Here is a 24230-nt window from a genome sequence, read left to right as displayed (position 1 = left end):
CGCCTTAATCTTGCATCACATAAGTGCCGGGCGCATCACACAGTATGCTTAACTTTTTCTTGGGGTTCCCCATTGTCGGTGGAGGTATATATTTGCCAGAGTGGCTGTGTAACCATTTTGCTAATTCTGGCCACCACGATCCGTCATGCTCCTCTTGTGTCGCCACCCAGCTGTCAGGGTCGATATAAGTTGCTTCCTTCTTAGTGGTCGCAATCTGATATGTTCTGTGGGGATGTTCTGGCTCACTCACAATGCCTGCGTTGTGTCCGCCGCTGGTTAGCAAAAAAGTGACGTCGGTATCGCTTTCTAAATGAAATTTATATACAGACTTCCAAGGAGCAACGTGGTCTTTTTGGGTACCAACAATAAATGTGGGGACACGAATATCCGATAAATAAATTGGCTTTCCGTCAACAATGTACTGCCCCTCTGACAGTTCGTTATTTAAAAACAGTTGACGCAAGTATTGGGAATGCATTTTATAGGGCATTCTTGTTGTATCAAAATTCCACGCCATTAAGTCGTTCAGGGGAGCGCGTTCACCCATCAAGTAATCGTGCACAATGCGTGACCAAATCAAATCATTTGAACGAAGTAGTTGAAAAGCGCCCGACATTTGCTTAGCGTCTAAATAGCCCTTTTCCCACATCATGTCTTCTAAAAAAGTGACCTGACTTTCATTAATAAACAGCATCAGCTCGCCTGCTTCAGTAAAATCTACCTGAGCAGCAAACAGCGACAAACTTTGGAGTCTATTATCGCCTTCTCTCGCCATAGTGGCCGCGGCAATAGACAGCAATGTGCCACCTAAACAATATCCCATTGCGTGAATTTTTGCGTTATTGGTGATTTTTTCGATTGCATCGATGGCGTCCATTACACCCATGTTACGGTAGTCATCCATACCTAAATCACGATCGCTTGCGTCTGGATTTTTCCATGACACCATAAATACGGTGAAACCTTGTTCCGTAAGGTACTTCACTAGTGAGTTGCTTGGTGATAAATCAAGAATGTAGTATTTCATTATCCACGCGGGCACAATCAATATTGGCTGAGACCGAACTTCATCGGTAGTCGACGTATACTGAATTAGCTCAATAAGATGATTACGGTATATTATTTTACCTGGCGTTATGGCTAACTGCTTGCCGACCACAAACTTTGCGCCTGCCTTGGGCTTTTTGTTGGCTATCGTTTGCTGCAAATCATCTAAAAAATTCTGCGCTCCACGCACCAAATTCTGACCAGCCTCTTTTTCCGTTTGTTCCAGTAATTGCGGATTAGTTAGCAGATAGTTTGATGGTGAAAATACATCTAATATTTGTCGTGTTGCGAATTCCATCACGTTTTCATGTTGCTGAGTAACTCCGCGTACATCTGTCGTGGCGTTTGACCACCATTGCTGATTGAGCAAGAAAGACTGATATAACAGGTTAAAAGGCCATTTCTGCCAACTGTCTTCACTGAAGCGTTTGTCAATGGGTAAAGGTTCTATACAGGGGGAGTTTTCGCCCAGCGTTGCGCTACATTCACTTAGGTAACCAGCTAATCGAGCAAACTTTCTAGCGGCTTTTTCAATTAACTGTGACTGTTTCCCGGGTGACGAGGCTAAATGCACAGCCCAATCAGCATAAGCAGCCATAAGTGCGCTAGGTGATAGTCCTGAGGTGATTTTAGCCATTGATGCATGCAGTATTTTATCTATTATCTGCGGCTGTGAATCATCACTCTTCATTTTACATACCCTTCGTTGATGCTGTTGAATAGCGCGCTTATGTGCGTGAATGTGAATGAAAACACTTAATCTATCAACGAATAGCGATAGTCAACAATCAGTGATTGCCCTACGTTAATGTGGCTAACCACAGTTAAGGAATAAAAACCAAGGGGCCAGAGTACATGAAACCAAGAGGTTTCATGTACTCTGGCCCCTTGGTTTTTATTATTTTATGCTTTGGTTGGCTCATTTGGTTAGATTGACTATTATTTACTATGAAGAGCTTACGGTCGGCAGCAATTGGCGAAGCTGGTTGAGAATCGAAATATGTGGATTAACTAAACATACGCGAGATAGCTAATATGCAACAAGAGCAAATAATATATGTGGTTGATGACGATGAGGGAATTAGAGAGGGCTTGAGCCTGCTGCTGGAAACTACAGGGCAGCGCGTGAAATTATACAGCAGTGCTGTCGACTTTTTAGATGACTACAACGATAAAATATACGGCTGTCTTATTTTAGACATACGCATGCCCCGCATGAGTGGCTTAGATTTGCAAGAAAGGCTGAATGCACTAGGCACCACTTTACCTATCATTTTTATTACGGGTCATGGTGATATACCGATGGCTGTTGAGGCAATGCGAAAAGGCGCATTGGACTTCATACGCAAGCCATTTAGAGAGCAAGATTTGTTAGATCGAATCAACCAAGCGCTATCAATTGATGTAGGTAGAAGCAAACACGACCGCAAATGCGACGATATATTAAATAAATTAGCGTTATTGTCAGAGCGCGAACGGCAGATCTTTGAGCGTGTAGCAAAAGGTGACATGAATAAAGTTATCGCTCATGACTTGTGTATAAGCGAGAGAACGGTTGAAGTGCATCGTTCACAAGTAATGAAAAAGTTAGCGGTAAAAACCTTGGCTGAACTTGTGCGCTTCAAACTGCAAGAGGAAAGTCTTGCTTTAGAATAGGTCATGTTGCTCAGCTGTAGCCAAGCTAAGAAATTGAATTTTTGAAAGGATTTATCTACCAACTTTGTTGACTCAGATGAAAAAGCTAAGGATTACAAATGAACAGTAATGTAGATATTAATAATCGCCCGGATTACGATCATGTCATCCAAGATATCGCTAATTACGTGGTAAATTTCGAGGTCTTTAGTGAAGAAGCCCTCAATACCGCACGCAACTGTTTAATGGATACTTTAGGTTGCGGCCTTTTGGCGCTGCGCTTTCCAGAATGTACAAAACACCTCGGGCCCATTGTTCAAGGCACAGTTGTGCCAAATGGTGCAAGAGTACCGGGCACGTCACTGAGCCTTGACCCGGTAAAAGCTGCTTGGGATATAGGCTGCATCATCCGTTGGCTCGATTATAACGATACTTGGTTAGCCGCTGAATGGGGACATCCATCTGATAATTTAGGGGGCATTCTGGCGGTGGCTGATCACTTGTCTCAGGTCAGAATATCGAGGGGCGAACAGCCTTTTACCATGCGAGAAGTGCTTGAAGGCATGATCATGGCGCATGAAATTCAAGGTGTCATCGCGCTAGAAAATTCTTTCAATCGTGTTGGTTTGTGCCATGTGCTGTTAGTTCGAGTTGCTTCAACCGCGGTTGTTACAAAAATGATGGGCGGCAACAGAGAGCAAATCATGGCAGCAATATCGCAAGCGTGGGTCGATGGCTCTGCGCTGCGCACCTACCGTCACGCACCCAATGCAGGTTCTCGTAAATCATGGGCGGCGGGCGATGCTACCTCAAGAGCCGTACGATTAGCCGATATGTCGATGCGCGGTGAAATGGGCATACCCAGTGTATTAACGGCTCCACAGTGGGGCTTTTACGACGTTTCTTTTTCGAAAACGAACAAAGATCAAGCGCTGAAACCTGAGGATGAACGTCAGTTTTCGTTTTCTCAGAATTATGGTACTTACGTGATGGAAAACATCTTGTTTAAGATTTCTTTTCCTGCGGAGTTTCATGCGCAGACCGCCGCGGAGGCATCGGTTATCCTACATCCTAAAGTGAAAGATCGCTTAGCCGACATTGAGAAAATCGTTATTCGTACCCACGAATCGGCTATTCGCATTATTTCTAAGACAGGGGCACTCGCTAATGCTGCAGATCGTGATCACTGTCTGCAGTATATGGTTGCAGTGCCGCTGGCGTTTGGGGATCTTACCGCGGAACACTATGAAGACGACTTTCACCATGGGCACCCGATCATTGATGAACTGCGCGATAAAATGCAAGTTGTCGAAGATAAACGCTTTACTGCAGAGTATTTAGAACCAGATAAACGGGCTATCGCCAACGCTATTCAGATTTTCTTCAAAGATGGCAGCAGCACTGAAGAAGTGCTGGTGGAATATCCTGTTGGTCACCGTCGTCGCCGCGAAGAGGGAATTCCGTTACTGGAGAAAAAGTTTAAAGCTAACTTAGCCACACGTTTTCCAAGTCAGCAGTGCAAAACAATTTTCAGGCTGTGCAAAGATCAAGCGGCGCTCGAGTCTATTGCAGTAAACCGCTTTATGGACTTGTTCGTTATTGCTTAAGTTTGAGCACTCGCTTATGCCACACTGGCGCATTGCAAAAAATACATCGATATTGCTAACAGCAAGCGATATCTCTGGAACGAAAAATTAATGAAAGATGACAAACGGGATATAACATGACGGATAAAAACGAACAAGGTATAGCCAATTTTGCAGCCTTGAAAACGGCCATAGTAAACGGTGAGGAAAAGTTGATAAAAGAATTATTATCGAAGCAACCAATGCAAGAACTTGAAAAAGGCTACTTGCTCGACTTAGCCAAAATGAATGATAACCGCGACATCATCAAGCTAATAGAGGATATTCCCGAACAGAAATAACGCTATAAGGTGCAGGTATATTGTTTAATCAGTATTACCTGCCTTAACTTGTATTGTTTATTTACCCATTCAATTCTATAGTGACTGCATCGATGTCGAAAATTAAGAACACGCAATGCCTATAGATAAACCACGTAAATATTCACATAAAATCGTAGACGGGGCCGCTCAGGCTCCTAGCCGTTCTATGCTGCGGGCCGTCGGCTTTGGCGACGAAGATTTCAAAAAATCTCAAGTAGGTATTGCTTCAACGTGGTCAATGGTGACGCCATGCAATATGCACATCAATACGCTTGCGGAAGAGGTTGGCAAGGGCGTTGATAGCGCCGGTGCCAAAAGCATAATTTACAATACTATTACCATATCTGACGGTATCTCTATGGGTACTGAGGGGATGAAGTATTCTTTAGTATCACGTGAGGTTATTTGCGACTCTATTGAAGCGGTGTCGGCCGGAATGGGGCACGACGGCATTATCGCTATTGGTGGCTGTGACAAAAACATGCCGGGATGTTTGATGGGCCTAGCGCGCTTAAACCGTCCCTCAATATTTGTCTATGGTGGTACGATTTTACCGGGTGAAAATCACACTGATATTGTGTCTGTATTTGAAGCTGTCGGTAGTCATGCTGCAGGTGATATTCCAATTACTCAACTAGAACATATTGAAAAAACAGCCATACCTGGCCCGGGCTCATGCGGTGGAATGTACACTGCAAATACTTTAGCGTCAGCCATCGAAGCGCTGGGCATGAGCATGCCCAATAGCTCTGCACAAAATGCCGTGTCACAGAACAAAAAACAAGACTGTATTGATGCGGGTAAAGCCATTGTTTATTTATTGGAACATGACATAAAGCCCTCTGACATTATGACCAAAAAGGCATTTGAAAATGCGATCACGCTCATTATCACTTTAGGCGGGTCGACCAATGCCGTGCTGCATTTGATTGCTATGGCTGATGCGATAGGCGTGGAAGTGACCTTAGATGATTTTGTGCGCATCGGTGATAAAACGCCGGTCATTGCCGACCTTCGCCCAAGCGGTCAATATCTGATGTCTGAATTGATTGAAATAGGCGGTATTCAGCCTCTAATGAAACGTTTGTTAGATGCTGGCATGTTGCACGGTGATTGCCTGACTGTCACTGGTAAAACCATGGCTGAAAACTTGGCGAACGTAGCAGATTACCCTGACGGTCAAAGCATTATTCTACCCTTCGATAAGCCGATTAAAAAAGACAGTCATTTGGTGATATTAGGCGGTAATTTAGCACCCGAAGGCGCGGTTTCAAAAATCACTGGCAAAGAAGGCTTAGCTTTTACTGGCACAGCTAAAGTGTACGATTCGGAAGAGCAAGGTTTTGCTGCCATCATCGATGGTCAAGTAGTGGCAGGGGATGTGATTGTAATCCGCTATGAAGGACCTAAAGGCGGGCCTGGTATGCGCGAAATGCTGAGCCCTACTTCTGCAATTATGGGGCGTGGTTTAGGCAACGATGTTGCGTTAATTACCGACGGCCGTTTTTCTGGTGGCAGCAGAGGCTTTGTTGTCGGTCACGTTACCCCTGAAGCTTTCGAAGGCGGCCCGATCGCACTTGTGGAAAACGGCGATAGCATCACAATTGATGCGCAAAGTCGTGAGATGACGCTTAATATCAGTGAACAAGAAATGGCGAAGCGAAAACTCAGCTGGCAAAAACCGGCGCCTAAATATACGAGAGGACTGCTTGCAAAGTATGCGAAAACAGTGAGCTCTGCTTCAACGGGGGCTGTGACCGATAAGCCCGACTGAGCAAGTAGCAAAAAACACTCCGATCAGTGAATAAGCGACCTGGCAACGTTCGGAGTGCTCAGCATGGATTAAGTACAAGAGATAATAGCGATGTTAGTGTCTTTATCGTATTTATGTATGTATATTGAACAAATGTCAAAATTCAGTCTAACATTAGGCCATAATGCGCTTGAGCGATATCCAGTTACGAAATAATGTGAATGTGTTAGGCAAAGCTGACGCGCCTATATTGATGCTTGCTCATGGCTTTGGTTGCGATCAAAACATGTGGCGATTTATATTGCCCGCCTTGCTTGAAAACTACCAAATTATTTTGTTTGATTACGTTGGGTCGGGTCACTCTATTCTTGCTCATTACTCCACTAAAAAATATGCAAAATTAGAGGGCTATGCCCAAGATATTGTTGATATTATTGATGATATGTCACTTAAAAATGTGACGATTATTGGCCACTCGGTCAGTACTACCATCGCGTCAATTGCGTCACTGCAGCGACCAGAGATAATAGAAAAAATTGTGATGGTATGTCCTTCTCCTTGTTTTTTAAATCGTCCTCCAGACTACAAAGGTGGTTTTGAGCAGAGTGATTTTGAAGAACTCTTTAGCTTGATGGATAAAAACTATATCGGTTGGGCTGATTACTTAGCGCCTCTCATAATGGGCGACTCGAATTCTTCAGAACTCATAGGCGAACTTTCAGGGAGCTTTTGTAGCACAGACCCTATCGTTGCAAAGACTTTTGCTAGAACGACGTTTTTTTCTGATTACCGACACATTCTACCAAGCTTGACCTGCAAGACCTTAATTTTGCAAAGTGCGTCCGACAGCCTAGCGGCTGTTGAGGTAGGGCAGTATATGCAGCGCAATATAAGCAATAGTCAAATGGTGGTTGTCGATGCACAAGGCCATTGTCTTCACATGACTCACTTTCACGAAATTAGTCCGCTGATATTAGCCTTCCTTGAGTGATGTACGATGAATGATCAAGACTCTGATTTCCAACATCCCGTTGACCATACCTTAAGCCATACATTCCTAAATGAATTTTCTTCGGGTCATTTGGTGCTTGATAGCCATAGAAAAATTGTTTATTGCAATGCATACATTGGCTCTCTCAGCAAAATATCGCAAGAAGCCCTTATTGGAGAGTCTATTTCCACATTTTTCACCAAAGCTTCAAACATCTTTTTAGACACCTATGTTTATCCTATATTACTTCACGAAAAGCTTGTTACAGAAAGCCAAATGTCATGGCTTAGTGGCGATGGCGAGGTTGTGCCAGTGATGATTAACATTAAGTTAGGTCAAAACGGTATGTCGTATTGGTCTCTATATATATGCGCTAAAAGAGACAAACTTCACACGGAGTTGATTAATACAAAAGAAGAGTTAAAAGCGCAGTCAGAAAACTTGTATGAATTAGCCACTACGGATCCTTTAACTGGCTTGTTGAATCGTCGCGAGTTATTGGTGCAAGCAGAGAATGTCGCGAGTCAAATGGACCGTAATTCGTCTACCTACGCAGTACTAACCCTGGACGTAGACTTTTTTAAACAAGTCAACGATACCCATGGACACCAAACGGGTGATAAAGTACTGATCCAATTGGCAAAAGTGCTTTTGCAAGAGCGCAGAGCTAACGACTTAGTGGCAAGAGTGGGAGGCGAAGAATTTGTAATCGTACTGCCTGATGTTGATGAAGAAAGCGCTTTTTTGGTAGCCGAAAAAATACGAATTAAGGTTGCTGAACAAGAAGTTGACGGCATTAGCATAACAATGAGTATTGGAGTTGTGGTGAGTGAACAAGGCATGGAGCTTAACTTTGATAATTTACTTGCTCTGTCTGATAATGCACTTCTGTCAGCTAAAAAAACAGGCCGTAATAAAACCACTATGGGAAGCGCTTCAAAATCTTTTTAGAAATATAGCTTGACGACTAGCTACTTATTGAGTTACTTTGCGCTCCAAGGTTTGAGAGAAGACCTGATTTTTGTGTATACCCACGTTGTTTTTTATTCATAGCATCTATTAGTAATACTTCGCGTTATCCTCAGTTAAATATTCGTTTTCTTCATGCTCAATCGCCCATTTTGTGGCGCACTTTTATTAATTAATTTTTAGGATATCTATTATGTCTACTACAACAACTGGTTCAGTAAAATGGTTTAACGAAGCGAAAGGTTTTGGTTTCATCGAACAAGAATCTGGTCCTGACGTTTTCGCTCATTTCAGCGCAATCGTTAGCGAAGGTTACAAAACTTTAGCTGAAGGTCAACGTGTACAGTTTGCTGTTTCTCAAGGTCAAAAAGGCCCGCAAGCAGAAAATATCGTTTGTATCTAAACAGTATTAATTGATGCATTCCAGTAATGCATCAATGTTTCGCTCATATGCAAATATGAGCGAGACCATTTCAAGATTACACTCCAACATTATATTTCACTATTTCAACCAGCCAATATCATATCAGCGACTTTTTCTGCAATCGCGATAGTCGGTGCGTTTGTATTACCGCTAGTTAAGGTCGGCATCACCGATGCGTCAATCACTCTAAGCGCTTCAATTCCATGTACTCTCAATGCAGTATCGACGACGGCAAGTTCATCGTGCCCCATTTTGCATGTACCAACGGGATGATAAACTAAACCAAGACGCTCTTTTGCTTTGGCCAGAATGCTTTCGTCTGATTCATTTTCGAAGCCCGGATGCATTTCATCTATTCGATAATCATCAAATGCAGGCGCTGCCATGATTTTACGTACTTGGCGCATACCATCGATCATGACTTTTCGGTCCTTTCCGTGTTCATCTGAAAGAAAGTTGAAGTCAATAATTGGGTCGTCTAAATAACTATCAGATTTAAGCTGAATGCTGCCTCGACTTTCTGGTCGCAATACGCAGATATGACAAGAGTAACCGTGGCCGCCCATAAGCTTTATGTCGCGTCCGTTGTCGTCATATAACAATGGCACCATGTGCAGTTGAATATCAGGTCTGGTAAGTTCATCGGACGATTTTAAAAAGGCACCCGCTTCCAACATGCTGTTGGCTAATTTGCCTTTCTTTTTAAACATGTATTCTAAGGTGTCTGGCAGCATCTTTAACATACTCATAGGTGAGCTGGTAAAACCATCGCGCTTTTTACTGCGCACTAAGATGCATGAATCAACATGTTCTTGCAGATTTTTGCCAACGCCAGGCAGATGTTTTGCAACAGTAATATTATGCTTTTCTAATTCCGCTTTATCGCCAATACCTGAAAGCATCAGAATTTGAGGAGATTGAATAGCACCAGCACTTAAAATCACTTCCTTGTTCGCCATGATTGTTTGCGTGTTACCACTTATCTCAACTTCAACACCAACGGCTTTGCTATCTTTGATGATAATACGCTTAACACGAGCGCTGGTTTTTACGTCCAAATTAGGTCGCGACATAACGGGAGTAAGATAAGCCCTAGCAGCACTGCAGCGTTGGCCGCCTTTTATCGTGCATTGATAATAACCCACACCTTCTTGATCTGCGCCGTTGAAGTCGTCTGTGTATTTAAATCCTGCTTGCTGACCTGCTTCAATGAAGCGTTTGCTTATTTCGTAGTTAACAGGTCGGGTCGATACATTTAAAGGTCCGCCTTTACCATGTAGCTCATCTGATAAATCTTCATTATTTTCAGATTTTTTGAAGTAAGGTAACATTTCATCAAATGACCATCCCTCATTACCTAAAGCTGCCCAATGATTGTAATCGTCGGCTTGTCCACGAATATATAGCATGGCGTTGGTTGCTGAACTGCCGCCAAGTCCTCTGCCGCGAGGAATAAACATGGGTTCACCCTTGCGTATGTCGGACTTCACTTCAGCATTGAAACTCCAGTTATATTTTTTGAGGAACATAAAGGCGGCAAAGGCGCCTGGTGTGTTAACTAAAAAACTGTTGTTATCAGAACCTGCTTCCAGCACACAAACATTATTTTGCGTCGACTCTGTCAGTCTATTTGCTAATACACAGCCAGCGGAGCCAGCACCAATTATTATGTAGTCAAAATTCATGAATTTTCTCCAATGCCAATTAATGATGGTTAATTAACGATTGCCAAGGGTTTTTGTTTATAAAAACGCTAAATTAAAGCTGCTATTTACGTAATTCACGGCGCAAAATTTTACCTACCGTAGACTTCGGCAATTCGTCTACGACAACTACCTTTTTAGGCACTTTGTAAGCGGTTAAAAACTCGCGACAGTGCGCAATTAGGTCCGCCTCGCTTATGTCGTTCTGAACGGTAATATAGGCACAAACCTTTTCACCTGAATGCTCGCATGGTTCGCCAATCACAGCTGCTTCAGCGACATCTGCATGCTGTGTAATAACTTGCTCTACTTCGTTGGGATAGACGTTAAATCCAGACACAATGATCATGTCTTTTAATCTATCGACAATCTTTATATGGCCGGTTGGTAAAGCTAAGCCAATGTCACCCGTTTTGAAAAAACCATCGGGAGTGATTGATTTTGCTGTTTCGTCGGCGCGTTGCCAGTAACCTTTCATCACCTGCGGACCGCTAACGAGTAGCTCACCTTCTTCGCCCTCGGCAACTTCTTCGCCCTCAGGGTTAATAAACTTAATAATGGTATCTGGCAATGGTAATCCCACTGTTCCCATGACTTCTTTGCCTGGTTCGTTCATGCACACAACCGGAGAAGTTTCTGAAAGGCCATAACCTTCTGAAATTGTGCATCCTGTCACCTTCATCCATACATCGGCTGCTGAAGATGTGAGTGCCGTTCCGCCTGAGATAGTCACCTTTAACGCGGAAAAGTCCAGCTTGTGAAAATCGGGCTGACTGCATAAACCAATGAAAAGCGTATTTAAACCTGCAAAACCGGTAAATTTAAACGGTTTAATTGCGTCTATAAAGGCATTCATGTCGCGCGGATTTGGGATTAATATATTCATGTTGCCGCTGCAAGCGAGCATCACCATATTTACTGTGAAGGCGTATATGTGATAAAGCGGAAGTGGGCACACAAAAATTTCGTTGCCAACTTCAGGATCAATGCCAAGTCGAGGTGCAGTTTGCAGTGCGTTGTTAATAATGCTGTCGTTAGTTAGCATTGCGCCTTTTGATACACCTGTTGTGCCGCCGGTGTACTGCAAAACACATACATCGTCTAGCGCTTGATTTTGACGCGGTGTGAGGGACGCCTCGCTTTCTGCATTTAGGATGTCGAGCAGTTGATGCGTGCCTGCTGGTGCTGCGGGTGTTTCACCTGTTGAAATTAGATCCCCAGCTTGCGTCACAATCACCTGTTGAATGTCCGTTTGCGATTGAATTTCAGCTAATTTAGGGTATAAATCGGCTAATATTATAATCGCTTTTGCACCAGAATCTTTGAACTGATGCTGCATTTCACGTGTTGTGTAAAGTGGGTTGGTGTTTACTAACACAAGCCCAGCTCGCAGTGCAGCATAAGCCGCAATCGGATATTGAATAAGGTTGGGTAACTGAATAACAATTCGATCACCTTGCTTAAGTCCTGAGTGCTGCTGCAACCAAACCGCCAATGCATGCGACTTTTGATCAATTTCAGCAAAGCTTAGCGTTTGTCCTAAACAATTGAATGCGGGTTTGTCTGCGTATTTTGTTAGCCTTTCTTCGATCAAATCGGCCAAGCTATTTATTGTTGTCATATTTATTTCCCTGCACGTATTTATCGAATAAAAAATTTATAAACTAAATTATGTACTGCTTTGCCATAAGGAGGAAACAAGAGGCTAGCGAAGGATATCTTACCTCGCTTCAGTATTGACTTAGCATGTGAAAATCTAATAAAGCCTTCTTCGCCATGATAATTCCCCATACCTGAGGCGCCAACGCCGCCAAAAGGTAGGTCATCATTCGCAACGTGGAATGCCGCATCGTTTACACAAACACCGCCAGCAATTGTTTCTTCTAATATTTTGCGCTGAACATTTTTATTAAAACTGTAAATGTATAGGGATAGGGGGCGCGGCCTCGCATTGATGTAGGTGATGGCATCCTCGAGGTTTTTATATTCTTTAATTGGAAGCAAAGGACCAAAGATTTCTTCCTGCATAATTTGCATATCGTCGGTCACGTTAGTCACAATGGTCAACGGGATCTTTCGCTTCGAGGTATCAGTTTGTTCGTCCGCCAAGGGAATAATTGTCGCACCTTTTTGCACGGCGTCGTCTAGCAAACTCTGAATTCGATCGTACTGGCGCTGATTGATAATGCTGGTGTAATCATTATTTTCTTGGACACATGGAAACATGGACGTAAATCGCGTTTGCAGCTCTGAAACCAATTGTTCTACTTTTCCCTGTGGGCAAAAGATGTAATCTGGTGCAACGCAGGTTTGTCCACAGTTGAGTGTTTTGCCAAAAATAAAGCGTTCAACGGCGGTGCCTAGATTCATATCATCTGCAATGATGGCGGGTGACTTTCCACCTAGCTCTAAGGTAACAGGCACCAGATTTTTCGCGGCTGCTTGCATCACCAGCTTTCCTACATGCGTTGAACCAGTAAAGAATAGGTGGTCAAACTGCATTGAGGAAAAAGCCGCTGCGACATCAGCTTCGCCTCCTATGACGGCAATTTCATCATTTGAAAATCCGCTAGCCAACAAATCAGCGAGCAATTGATTGGTATTCGGCGTGAACTCTGACATTTTCAGCATGGCGCGATTGCCTGCGGCTAATGCTGTGGTTAATGGTCCCATCGATAAAAATACTGGATAATTCCAAGGCACAATGATGCCAATAACACCGAGAGGTTGACACATAACATGCCCAGATGCAGGTTGAAACAAGATGCCAATGTGTTTGCGCTTAGGCTTCATCCACTTTTTCAATTGTTTGATAGTGTAGTTGATGCCCGAAACCGTGGTTAGCAGGTCGCCAATTAATGAGTCATCCGCACTGCGCTGACCAAAATCCAATCGCAACGCTTCTATCAGCGCTTCTTGATTGTCCAACATCAAATTCTTCAATTTTTTCAAATTGTTAATTCGAGTCGCATAATCAGGAAATGGATCTGCATTAAACGCTAATTTTTGCTTTTCATGAATGGGGGTTAACTCCCCTATTTGAGTAATTAAATTAGACACGATTAGGCTCCTCTGATGGATTTTCTGATTCAGTATTATTGTTGGCACCAATTCTGAGTAGCCATGCAATCGCTGGAATTAAGGTGAGCGCGCCAACCATGTTTAATATGAACATAAAGGTTAACAACAAGCCCATATCTGCTTGGAACTTAATGGGTGAAAATACCCAAGTAGCCACGCCGATAGCAAGGGTTAGGCCAGTAAAGGCAACTGCTTTACCGGTTTGATTCAAGGCAAACAAGTAGCTGTCATACAAGGACTTACGCTGTGCTAAAGCTTCATTTATTTTGCTGAAAATATAAATACCGTAGTCAACACCAATACCTACCCCAAGGGCAATCACAGGAAGGGTTGCCACTTTTACGCCGATACCTAATTTTGCCATCAGGGCTTGGCTTAATAATGAAGTTAACATTAACGGTAAAATGATGGCGATAACGGTTCTAACTGAACGGAAGGTAATTAAACAGAGCGCGATAACCACTGAATATACCCAAATCAGCATTTCGGTTTGCGCATCTTCGATAACCATATTCGTTACGGCTTCAACACCCGCATTACCGGCGGCGAGCAAAAATTCCACATCGCCCGAATCATACTTTCCTTTGAACGCTTGTACTTTGGCAACAACAGCTTCTAAAGTATCTGCTTTGTGATCGTCCAAGAAGATAAGAATAGGGACCATTGAGCAGTCTTGATTGATTAATCCTGGTGGTGTTCTTGAAACCGATGCATTGGTCATAAACTGATTTCGATTTAAGCCATACCATTTCAAAGAACCTTCATTCATGCCAAACATGCCGAACTTGGAGACGTTAGCTACCGACTTAACATCCTGTACACCGTTAACGTTTTTTACTTCCCACTGTAGTTTATCTATCCATGTGAGATTGTCGTAGGTAATGCAGGTATCGGGCGTGGTTTTTGCCATCACCACAAATACGTCTGTGCTCGTACTGTAATTTTCGACCACGTAAGCGTTGTCTAAGTTATAGCGAGAGTCTGCGCGCAACTCAGGCGCGCCTGCGTCAAGATCGCCAATTTTCAGGAACTGTGAATAATACAAACCTAACATGCTTAGCAGTACGGCAACTACCAAGGCATATTTCGCTTTTGGTGGACGCGCAAAGCCTGCGATTGAAGCCGCTAATTTGTTTGCTGACGCTGCATCACCTGCGCTTGCGCTGTTGGTGTGTCGAGCTCTTCCACCGGTCGATACGCCAATGAAACTGATAACAATCGGCAGAGCGACTAGGTTGGTAATGATAATAACCGCAACACCAATACTGGCAGCAATAGCGAGTTCTCGTATAACGCCTATATCAATTACCATCAGTGTTGTAAAACCGATAGCGTCGCTGACTAATGCTGTAATACCGGCCAGATAGAGAGAACGGAATGCTAACTTGGATGCGTTGAATTTATCGGAGCCGGTTTTTACATGTTGAATAATGCCGGTGATAATCTGCACACCATGACTGACACCAATGGCGAACACCAAAAATGGCACTAGCATACTGTAAGGATTCACCCCAAAGCCTAGTAAATTAAGTATGCCGAGTTGACTAATAACCGCCAGTATTGAAAACACGAGGACAACGATCGTACTGCGCAAACAGCGAGAGTATAAAAGCAATAAAACGAAGGTGATCACGACAGCCAAGCCGAAGAAAATGACAACTTGAACTGCGCCGTCTATCAGGTCGCCAACGACTTTTGCAAAGCCAACGATGCGAATATTGATTGTGTCGTCGTCATACTTATCGCGAATGTCTTGCTCGAGCTTTTCTGACAGCTCGCGATAATCGAGAGGCAGACCTGTTTCTGGGTTTTTCTCCTGCAGTGGGGCGAGCACAATCGCCGATTTGAAGTCATTACCAACCAGCACGCCAACTTGACCAGACTTAAATACGTTAGTTTTAAGTTGTTCTAGCATACTGTCGGAACCGTCATAGCCATCGGGCACAACAGCGCCGCCTACAAAGCCTTCTTCTGTCACTTCCTGCCAGCGTACGCTAGGTGTCCAAAGACTCTTTAAGGCGTTACGATTTACACCGGGGATAAAGAAGACATCGTCAGTGACTTGTCTTAGCGTTTGTTGAAACTCCTGTGTGAAAATGTCGCCTTCTTCGGTTTCAACAATGACACGAATGACATTTCCTAAGTCGGCTAATTCGCTTTGATAGGCTTTATAGTTATTAATGAACTCATGATCACCCGGCACCATTTTGCTAAAACTGGCTTCTGGTTTTACTTGAATCGCTTCAGTAGCTAAAAAAGCAAAGATAATCGTGAGGATGAAAAGAATCAGTTTGCGGTTTGCAAACATCATTTTTTCAATAATTCGCTCGGTAGATAAGTGTGTTGAAGACATGTTGATTCCTTAGTTACCGATGGTCCATCGTTTTATACCAAGTTGACCAGCCAGCACGAGTTGCTTATCGCTTGTCAACATTACAGAAGCGAAGGTGCTTCCAGACGGATGTTTGTAAATGCTTTGATTTTCAGGGTTTGTTAGAGGGAAGGTTAGGATAAGTCCGCCATGCCCAACTAGATAGGCAGTGCCGTTTTCGTCAATGGTTCCACCCAAAAAGGAAATCGAAAGCGATTTTGGAAGTAAAACCCAGTTCTCGCCGCTATCGTCTGATACGGCGATATGCCCTTGTAAGCCAAAAGCGACGAGATGATCAGAATTAGGCGATGCCTCGATACCAAAAAAGCTGCCGTTGTATGACAAATCCATTCTTTCCCAGCTTTCACCGTTATCGCTTGATTTTGCGGCCACTGCATTTTCACCCACGATAAAAAGATTACCATTGGCGTCTTTTGTAATTGCGTTGAGATGAAATTTACTTTCGTTGTCGACCCTGTTGTTTATGAATTCCCAGGTTTGCCCATTGTCTTTGCTTTGCAATAGAGTGCCGTAAGCGCCGGTCGCAAAAACAGTACCGTTATCTGCTGTTATGACGGAGAGAAGGGGTTTGTTAGGGCCTGCTTCTTTTTCCTTTTGCGCATCTTCGAGCGCAAACTGTAAATCTTCTAAATAATATTCTTCGTCATACTTACTCGCATCAGGCGGCAAACTTTCTAAGCGTAGCTCTTGCGCCTCAATTTGTTTGCCTAATGATGTTATTAGTAAGTCGGTTAAGCTGTAGCCGTCGAATACTTTTATCCATTCTTGGCTTTCTTGTTTGAAGAGTAAGATAACGGCATCGTGGCCAACTGCAACCAAGTCACCGTTTGCAAGCTTGCTGACATCGGTGATAGTAACGCTAACGGGAACAGCGAATTGTGACCACTGCTCAGGTGTCTTCCAATCAATGATATGACCACGCTCGCCAACGGCGATGTAACCGCCGTCGTGCGCAATCATGTTGAGTAAAACGCTTTTACTCGCCAGTTGGCTTTCGAGAGCCGGCTCGTTTAATAGCTCTAACTTATTTTGCGCGTACAGCCCTGAGCTGAATAAGAGCCCTGAGCTGAATAGCAGCCCCGAACAGCATAAAAGGGAAAGACACCCACTAATGATTTTTTTCAATGACAATTCCAAAACACATTAAAACTTTGAGTAACACAAATTTAACAAAATTAACAAATATGTCTTGTTTTTACATGCCAAATGCTTATCTCAGCATTCACATTTTATTGGGGTATTTTTGCTTGTGAAAATAGAATAGGTCGTTACCTATTCTACATTTCAGAACTTCTATATTCGGTAGGTGTTTTATTCGTCCAGCGTTTGAATGCTCTATTGAAGTTACTTACGCTAGCAAACCCAACCAAGTAACCTGTTTCACTGAATGAAATATGCTGCTGACGAATATAGTCCAATGCCAGCTTTTTTCTCGTTGTGTCTAACAGGTCTTTGTAAGTTGTGCCCTTATCAACGAGTTTTCGCTGTAAGTTGCGTAAGCTCATGCCGAGCTGTTTTGCTATGTCATTTTGAGAGGGGGCGCCCATTGGGAGCTCTCTGTATATAATTGTTTTAACTAAGTAGATTAAGTCGTCTTTATCAATTCTGTTAAGCAACTCATCCAATATTTTTTCATGTATTTGAGTAATGATCGTGTTACCAACCATTAACTTAGTGTCCGCAACTTCACGACTGAAAGTAAGTGAGTTACTTTCACAAGCATATTCGACTGGGCAGTTAAAAAACGCTTCCAAATACTCATCATCAATATCAGGCTTAGCTGCCGTCAATTTCACCATTTTTGGCGACATATTTGAGCCCACAAGCTCCCGAGAGAAAGTCACAATAGTGGCTAAAAAAGTTTCTACTAAACAGGCTTCAAGAACTGGACGTTTGGAATCTGGATAGGTATCAATGTGCATTTCAAACAGCAGATCATTATCGTGCTCGGTCATTTCTATTGTGCAAGTATTCGAAACCACGCGTTTGTAGCGCGCTAAGCGCTCTAATGCATCGTGTAAAGAAGACGAAGACATCATCGCATACCCTAAGGCATGAAACATCGAAGGATGAAAATGTTTGGCCACTTCAGTTGCAAAGTCGCGACGATTCAATTTTTGATTACAATGGCGCATCAATGTTGCGAGTTTGTCGGCAGCAAGGCGCGACTCTAAATTGTTTAAATCGGTTAACGATATCTGGCACTCAGTGCATTCAGCCTGAAAATTGAGGCCATTACTCTCCATTGCTCTTGAAAACGGTATTAACCAACCACTTAACGTCGAATAGTAATTTGGCAAACTAAAAAGCCCTATGAGTTATATTAAAGAAAGGAGACTAGAGTAGAGATTATAAATAATTTGCATGAAATGACAATCAATTGGCACAGATAGCTTAACGTTTATGCTAGTTTAATTATATGTTACAAATGTAAACGAACTGTAAATACTCCCATAGAGGAAGGTATATGAACAAAAACTTAAATAAAACCATGGTAGCGTCGCTTGTTTGCGGAGCTCTCTATGCTGGTGCGGCGAATGGCGCAGATTTCTATTTTGGCGAAGATGATGGCATTCATCTGCAGGTGACTTCGCAACTTTCTATGGGTGCAAGCTGGCGATTGAAAGACGCCAATCCCCGCTTTATTGGTGAGCTTAATGGCGGCACAGGCGGCACGACAACTACGGATGACGGCAACCTAAACTTTGGTAAAAATGATACATTTTCAAAAATTATCAAAGGCTCTCACGATATACAGCTTTCGAAAGACAATTATGGCTTTTTTGCTCGCGTTAAATATTGGTATGACAAAGAACTAAAAGATGAGTCTCGACCGCATGGGCATTCGCCAAATGGTTATACTCCTGGCGCACCACTAAATGATGATGGTTTTGCTGATTTTGCAAAATTTTCAGGCATCGAATTAATGGATGCTTATTTTTACAGCAGTTTCGATGTTGGTCAGGCACCCGTTGAATTTAGACTGGGTCGTCAAGTAATCAGCTGGGGTGAAAGTACATTTATCCAAGGTGGATTGAATTCGACAAATCCATTCGATGTTAATGCGCTTCGTCGTCCTGGCGCAGAATTGAAAGAAGGTCTTCTTCCTGTAGGCATGGCTTACATTAACGCTGGCGTTTCTGCAAACCTAACGATTGAAGCTTTCTATCAATACGAGTGGGAAAAAACTCAAATTGATGGATGCGGCACGTATTTTTCTGGCGCTGACTTTGCAGCAGACGGCTGTTTTGCTGTAACGATTGCGGTTCCAGATAGGCAGGCGCTAGCGGGTGGTTTCTTTGCGGACCGTCGTGCTTATGATAATGCTCCAGACACGTCAAGAAGAGGTGATGATGAGCCTGATGACGGTGGCCAATATGGTTTTGCTTTCCGTTACTATGCGGCAGAGTTAAATGATACAGAATTCGGTCTGTATTTCATGAACCTGCACTCGAGATTGCCACTAATTAATTCGATTAGAACTGCAATACCAGAAGCCGTGGGTTCAGTATTTATACCATCAGCCCTCGATCCCACTGGTGGCGCGTTGTCATCACTAAACCCATCATACCGTATCGTCTTTCCTGAAGATCTTCAGTATTATGGAGCTAGCTTTGCAACCAATATAGGTGGTACGGCTGTCTCAGGTGAGATTTCATATAAGCCGGATACGCCCATACAAATCAATGGTCCTGAACTACTTAATGGTGTGCTCTCTGAGAGCCCACTCTTCCCTTACTCCTCTCGCGTAGTTGCTGCTGGTCGTGGCGAAGAAATTCGTGGATATGATGAGTTTGACGTTACTCAAATGCAAGTCACGGCACTACATTTCTTCGAGCGTGTATTAGGCGCTTCGCGTTTAACGGTTATCGGAGAAGCCGGTATCATCTTCACTGATGGTATCGAAGATGCTGATCAGCGTTATGGACGTAACTCCGTATTTGGATTAGGCGACTTTGATTTGGGTGGCGGTACGAATTGTACAAACCTTGAGGCTGCGGGTGCTATAGGCGGTGATTGTGAAGCCGACGGTTATGTTACCGACACAGCTTGGGGTTACCGTATTAGAGGCGTGTTAGAGTATACCAACGTCTTTGCCGGTATTAGCTTAAAACCTACGATAGATTGGCAGCATGACGTCAATGGGTATTCTCCAGATCCAGGTCAGCAGTTCAACGAAGGTGCCAAATCTTTCGGCGTATCGTTAGAAGCTTTGTATCAACAGAAATACAGTATGACGCTTGGTTATCGTGCATTTTCTGGCGGCAGTCACAACATACTAGAAGATAAAGACTTCTTGTCTTTAAACTTCGCTGTTTCATATTAATTTAAGGAGTAATCAAATGAAAAATCAATTACTAATTGCAGGGATTTTCTCTCTGTCGTTTCTATCTTCTTCGGTAATTGCAAAAGTGACTCCTGAAGAGGCACAGAAATTGGGTACGTCACTCACGCCAATGGGCGCAGAAATGGCGGGTAATGCTGCGGGTACTATTCCTGCTTGGACAGGCGGTTTAAACAGCAAAAGCGGGATGAAAAGTGAAGATTCCGGCCGACCTAATAATCCTTTCGCCGACGAAAAGCCGAAGTTTGTTATAGACAGCAGTAACCTTGCTCAATATAAAGATAACTTGAGCCCTGGTCAGTTGGAAATGTTTAAGAAATATCCAAACTACAAGATGCCGGTGTATGAAACTAAGAGAACGTCTGCTTATCCGAGTGATATGTATGACATTATCAAGAAAAACGCATTAAACACTGAGCTAGTTGCAGGTGGAAATGGATTAAGTAACTTTGATACATCCATTCCGTTTCCGATCCCAGCTACTGCTCTTGAGGTAATTTGGAACCACATCACGCGTTATCGCGGCGGTTCTGCGGAACGTCAGCTTACAGCCATACCAGTGCAAGCAGATGGCTCTTTTGTTGAAGTTAAACTGAATGACCAACTCGTTTGGCCTGAATTTTTGGCTACTGGACGTGAAGCTGAAGATGACAACGTATTGTTCTACTATCTTCAGGTAATCACTGCACCATCGAGATTAACGGGTACAGCTCTACTAGTACACGATACCATTGACCAAGTTAAAGAAGCGCGCAGAGCGTGGGTTTATAACTCTGGCCAGCGTCGTGTTCGTCGTGCACCGAATGTTGCTTACGATGGACCTGCAGCAGGAACAGACGGTTTAAGAACGACCGATAACTATGACATGTACAATGGTGCGCCAGATCGTTATGAGTGGAAGTTGATAGGCAAAAAAGAAGTCTATATGCCTTACAATTCATACAAGCTAATGGATACCTCTGCTAAATACGGTGACATCGTACAAGAAGGACATTTAAACCCAGATTTCTTGCGTTATGAACTGCATCGCTCTTGGGTGCTTGAAGCTACCGTAAAAGACGACGCTCGCCATATTTATGCGAAGCGTGTTTTCTACATAGACGAAGATACATGGCAGGCATCAATCATTGATCATTACGATGGTCGTGGTGATTTATGGCGTGTATCAGAAGCACACAACATTATGTTCTACGATGTTGATACGCCTTGGATGGTAGCTGAGACACTATACGATCTTAACTCTGGTCGATATCTAGTGACAGGTTTGTCGAACGAAGAGCCAAAGTTCATGACTTGGGGCAAGAAAGTAGACCGTCGTGACTTCTCTTCTTCTGCATTGCGTCGTTTAGGTCGTTAAAATAGTAAAGTTATAAGTAATGATGGCTCCTTTATTGGGGCCATTTTTTTAAGGACACGATATGAAGTTACTCCAGCTCTGCCTCACTATTAGCGTTTTTTTTGGATTTCAAATAAGCGCAAATCAAGATGCTACTCAACCGACAGCTCCTCAAAAAGCATCTGATGCCACCTTGGAGTATCAAAAAACAGTTAAAAATACACTGCCATTTGCAGATAGAAGAGATTTTGAACTGGCTGAAAAAGGGCTGATCAAGCGTCCCGAAAAAGTAGAGATCCGTGATGAAAATGGTGAAGTTGTTTGGGAGCTTGGTAATTATAAATTTTTATTAGCTGAAAAATACCACGACAGCATTAATCCATCATTGGAACGCCAAGCAAGGCTGAATATGCTATATGGCCTGTTCAAAGTTAGTGACCGCATCTATCAAGTGCGAGGCTACGATTTGGCCAATATGACCTTAATAAAAGGCGACACAGGCTGGATAATCTTCGATACATTATTGACGCCACCTACGGCCAAAGCCGCATTTGCACTTGTAAGCCAAGAGCTTGGCGAGTTTCCCATAAAGGCAGTGGTTTATAGCCACGCCCACGCCGACCACTTTGGTGGCATAAGAGGCATAGTATCTCAAGCGCAGGCCGACAGTGGCGAAGTGAAAATAATAGCGCCGCGAGATTTTATGGAGCACGCCATAAAAGAAAACGTGCTGGCAGGAAATGCCATGACACGCAGAGCCAGCTATCAATATGGCAATGTACTGCCTAAATCCGAATTTGGCCTAGTTGACGCTGCAATCGGGAAAGGTCTTTCGAACGGTGCGATTGGACTTATAGCACCGACAATGATTATTGAAGATGATGAAGAGACCTTAACAATAGATGGTATAGAAATGGTGTTTCAAAACACACCAGATACCGAATCACCGTCGGAAATGAATACTTATTTTCCACAGTTTAAAGCACTTTGGACGGCAGAAAACGTGATCGGCACAATGCACAACGTGTATACGCTGCGCGGCGCAGCGGTTAGAGACGCGCAAGGTTGGAGTAAGTACATTAATAAACTTATTCATAATTACGCAAAAGACACTGAAGTCATGTTTGCTTCACATAGCTGGCCTCGTTGGGGTAATGAATACTTAATTAGTGTGCTAGAAAAACAGCGTGACCTTTATGGCTACTTGCACGACAAGACGCTTAACTTGGCGAATAAGGGCGTTACGATAAATGAAATTCACAATGAGTTAAATGTACCTGATGTACTTGCTCATGAATGGTATAACCGAGGTTACCATGGCTCATATTCGCATAATGTCAGAGGTGTGTTGAATCGCTATTTAGGCTTTTTTGACATGAATCCGGCTAATCTCAATAAGCTAAGTCCGGCTGATTCAGCACCTAAATATGTCGCAGCAATGGGCGGTGCTGAGAATATTATAACGATGGCAAAGGAAGCGTATGACGCTGGTGAATATCGCTGGGCCGCTGAGCTTTTGAACAATGTTATATTTGCTCAACCTGACAACATACCTGCAAAACTATTGCAGGCGAATATTTTTGAGCAAATGGGATATCAAGCTGAAAGCGCGGGCTGGCGTAATACTTATCTTGCTGGTGCGTTTGAGTTGAGAAATGGATTACCTGATCAAATAAACGCAGCGAAGGTAGGTCCTGACCTCATCATTGCGATGAGTTCTGAGCTTATCTTTGACTTTTTAGGCGTAAGGCTCAATAGCGAGCTAGCACTTGGCAAAACAGTTTCAGTGAATATTGTCTTCCCGGACAAAGATGAAAAATTCCTGCTTGAATTAAAGAATGCGCACCTTAATAACATCGCAGGAGTGCAATCGAAGAGCGCCGACGTAACCGTTACAATGAACCGAAGCGACTTAAACTTAATGCTAATGAAGGCAAAAAGTTTTCCTGAGCTAGTGAAAAGTGGCGCGATTACCTATGAGGGAGACATCAATGCATTTGTTTCTATTTTACAAATGTTAGAAGAGTTTCCTTTCTGGTTCAATATTGTCACGCCTTAGCGAGATTGGTGAATTCATTAGAAATCGAAAAAGCATGAGCGGCAATTAATCCTTGATAAGAGATGAGCAAAAACATGAATATAAATAGCAAAACGATTACGCAAGGCTTTATAGTTGCCGGCTTAATGAATTCTTCGGTTCTGGTTTTCTCACGTTTTTTCACCAACCCTACAATTGCCGAATTTGACCCTGTGGTAATGTCGAATTTCGGATTATTAATGATTTTAATATGGGGGTTCGCTTATATATCAGCTGCAAAAAATTACGCCAAAGTAAAATGGCTCGTTGGCGTTTTTGCTGTTGAAAAGCTGATTTATGGCTGCGTTTGGATAAACTGGTTTCTTAACAATAATATTTCTGATGTTTATGAGAAGGATACAATGGCGGGGCTATTTTACTCAATCTATGGCATCAATGATTGGCTGTTTTTTGTCTTCTTTTCTTATGTTTTCGTGCGTGTAATCAAAAACCAAGATCAGTAGCATGTTCGAATGTAAGTTTAGATTGGTTGGGCGAGCAGCAAGGCTTTTGAATTAGCGAGTAATAT

General features: G+C 43.1%; 18 protein-coding genes. 11 read left to right on the top strand and 7 right to left on the bottom strand.

All coding sequences use genetic code 11. The annotated features are described in order from the left end of the window. Window positions 1-4 precede the first annotated feature (4 nt). Window positions 5-1738, bottom strand: a complete 1734-nt coding sequence (locus tag GNIT_RS16155; RefSeq protein WP_014110376.1) for a PHA/PHB synthase family protein — start codon at window positions 1736-1738, stop codon at window positions 5-7. A gap of 344 nt (window positions 1739-2082) precedes the next feature. On the opposite strand from GNIT_RS16155, the gene GNIT_RS16150 reads away from it, so the two are divergent. The 7 genes from GNIT_RS16150 to GNIT_RS16120 all read left to right on the top strand — a co-directional run bounded on the left by GNIT_RS16150 (window position 2083) and on the right by GNIT_RS16120 (window position 8746). Continuing rightward, on the top strand, window positions 2083-2703 hold the full coding sequence (locus tag GNIT_RS16150; RefSeq protein ID WP_014110375.1) for a response regulator transcription factor: 621 nt from the start codon (window positions 2083-2085) through the stop codon (window positions 2701-2703). A gap of 98 nt (window positions 2704-2801) precedes the next feature. Further along, window positions 2802-4289: a bifunctional 2-methylcitrate dehydratase/aconitate hydratase gene (locus GNIT_RS16145; protein WP_014110374.1), complete on the top strand. Its 1488-nt coding sequence runs from the start codon at window positions 2802-2804 to the stop codon at window positions 4287-4289. A 116-nt stretch (window positions 4290-4405) separates the two neighbouring features. Then, complete coding sequence (locus GNIT_RS16140; protein WP_014110373.1) at window positions 4406-4609, top strand: hypothetical protein; 204 nt, start codon at window positions 4406-4408, stop codon at window positions 4607-4609. Window positions 4610-4724: 115 nt separating this feature from the next. Next, on the top strand, window positions 4725-6404 hold the full coding sequence (gene ilvD, locus GNIT_RS16135) for a dihydroxy-acid dehydratase (protein ID WP_014110372.1): 1680 nt from the start codon (window positions 4725-4727) through the stop codon (window positions 6402-6404). Between the two features lie 163 nt (window positions 6405-6567). Next, window positions 6568-7374, top strand: a complete 807-nt coding sequence (locus tag GNIT_RS16130; RefSeq protein ID WP_014110371.1) for an alpha/beta fold hydrolase — start codon at window positions 6568-6570, stop codon at window positions 7372-7374. Window positions 7375-7380: 6 nt separating this feature from the next. Continuing rightward, entirely contained in the window at window positions 7381-8325 is a 945-nt protein-coding gene (locus tag GNIT_RS16125; protein WP_014110370.1) for a sensor domain-containing diguanylate cyclase, read from the top strand. Window positions 8326-8536: 211 nt separating this feature from the next. Beyond that, entirely contained in the window at window positions 8537-8746 is a 210-nt protein-coding gene (locus GNIT_RS16120; protein ID WP_014110369.1) for a cold-shock protein, read from the top strand. A gap of 104 nt (window positions 8747-8850) precedes the next feature. Here GNIT_RS16120 and GNIT_RS16115 read toward each other — a convergent pair whose 3' ends face one another. From GNIT_RS16115 to GNIT_RS16090, 6 genes are all read right to left on the bottom strand, one after another. Further along, window positions 8851-10452, bottom strand: a complete 1602-nt coding sequence (locus tag GNIT_RS16115) for a GMC family oxidoreductase (protein WP_014110368.1) — start codon at window positions 10450-10452, stop codon at window positions 8851-8853. 82 nt (window positions 10453-10534) lie between these two features. Continuing rightward, the gene (locus GNIT_RS16110; protein WP_014110367.1) at window positions 10535-12091 is read right to left on the bottom strand and encodes an AMP-binding protein; all 1557 of its coding nucleotides are present in this window, start codon (window positions 12089-12091) and stop codon (window positions 10535-10537) included. Between the two features lie 20 nt (window positions 12092-12111). Then, entirely contained in the window at window positions 12112-13530 is a 1419-nt protein-coding gene (locus tag GNIT_RS16105; RefSeq protein ID WP_014110366.1) for a coniferyl aldehyde dehydrogenase, read from the bottom strand. Then, complete coding sequence (locus GNIT_RS16100) at window positions 13523-15904, bottom strand: efflux RND transporter permease subunit (protein WP_014110365.1); 2382 nt, start codon at window positions 15902-15904, stop codon at window positions 13523-13525. Before GNIT_RS16100 ends, GNIT_RS16105 begins: the two co-directional genes overlap by 8 nt. A 9-nt stretch (window positions 15905-15913) precedes the next feature. Next, the gene (locus tag GNIT_RS16095; protein WP_014110364.1) at window positions 15914-17068 is read right to left on the bottom strand and encodes a WD40/YVTN/BNR-like repeat-containing protein; all 1155 of its coding nucleotides are present in this window, start codon (window positions 17066-17068) and stop codon (window positions 15914-15916) included. A 152-nt stretch (window positions 17069-17220) separates the two neighbouring features. Further along, on the bottom strand, window positions 17221-18243 hold the full coding sequence (locus GNIT_RS16090; protein ID WP_014110362.1) for an AraC family transcriptional regulator: 1023 nt from the start codon (window positions 18241-18243) through the stop codon (window positions 17221-17223). Window positions 18244-18410: 167 nt separating this feature from the next. Here GNIT_RS16090 and GNIT_RS16085 point away from each other — a divergent pair, with 167 nt between their 5' ends. The 4 genes from GNIT_RS16085 to GNIT_RS16070 all read left to right on the top strand — a co-directional run bounded on the left by GNIT_RS16085 (window position 18411) and on the right by GNIT_RS16070 (window position 24165). Continuing rightward, on the top strand, window positions 18411-20270 hold the full coding sequence (locus GNIT_RS16085) for a DUF1302 domain-containing protein (protein ID WP_014110361.1): 1860 nt from the start codon (window positions 18411-18413) through the stop codon (window positions 20268-20270). 16 nt (window positions 20271-20286) lie between these two features. Further along, complete coding sequence (locus GNIT_RS16080; RefSeq protein WP_014110360.1) at window positions 20287-21645, top strand: DUF1329 domain-containing protein; 1359 nt, start codon at window positions 20287-20289, stop codon at window positions 21643-21645. 61 nt (window positions 21646-21706) lie between these two features. After that, window positions 21707-23683 carry an alkyl/aryl-sulfatase gene (locus GNIT_RS16075; protein WP_014110359.1) on the top strand — a complete coding sequence of 659 codons (1977 nt, stop codon included), beginning with the start codon at window positions 21707-21709 and terminating at the stop codon, window positions 23681-23683. Window positions 23684-23757: 74 nt separating this feature from the next. Beyond that, window positions 23758-24165, top strand: coding sequence for a hypothetical protein (locus GNIT_RS16070; protein WP_014110358.1), 408 nt, complete (start codon window positions 23758-23760; stop codon window positions 24163-24165). Window positions 24166-24230: the final 65 nt, after the last annotated feature.

Origin of the sequence: Glaciecola nitratireducens FR1064 (assembly GCF_000226565.1) — a bacterium.
GTDB lineage: Bacteria > Pseudomonadota > Gammaproteobacteria > Enterobacterales > Alteromonadaceae > Glaciecola > Glaciecola nitratireducens.
The sequence above is the reverse complement of the archived record's forward strand: the minus strand, read 5'-3'. Positions and strand labels throughout refer to the sequence as shown.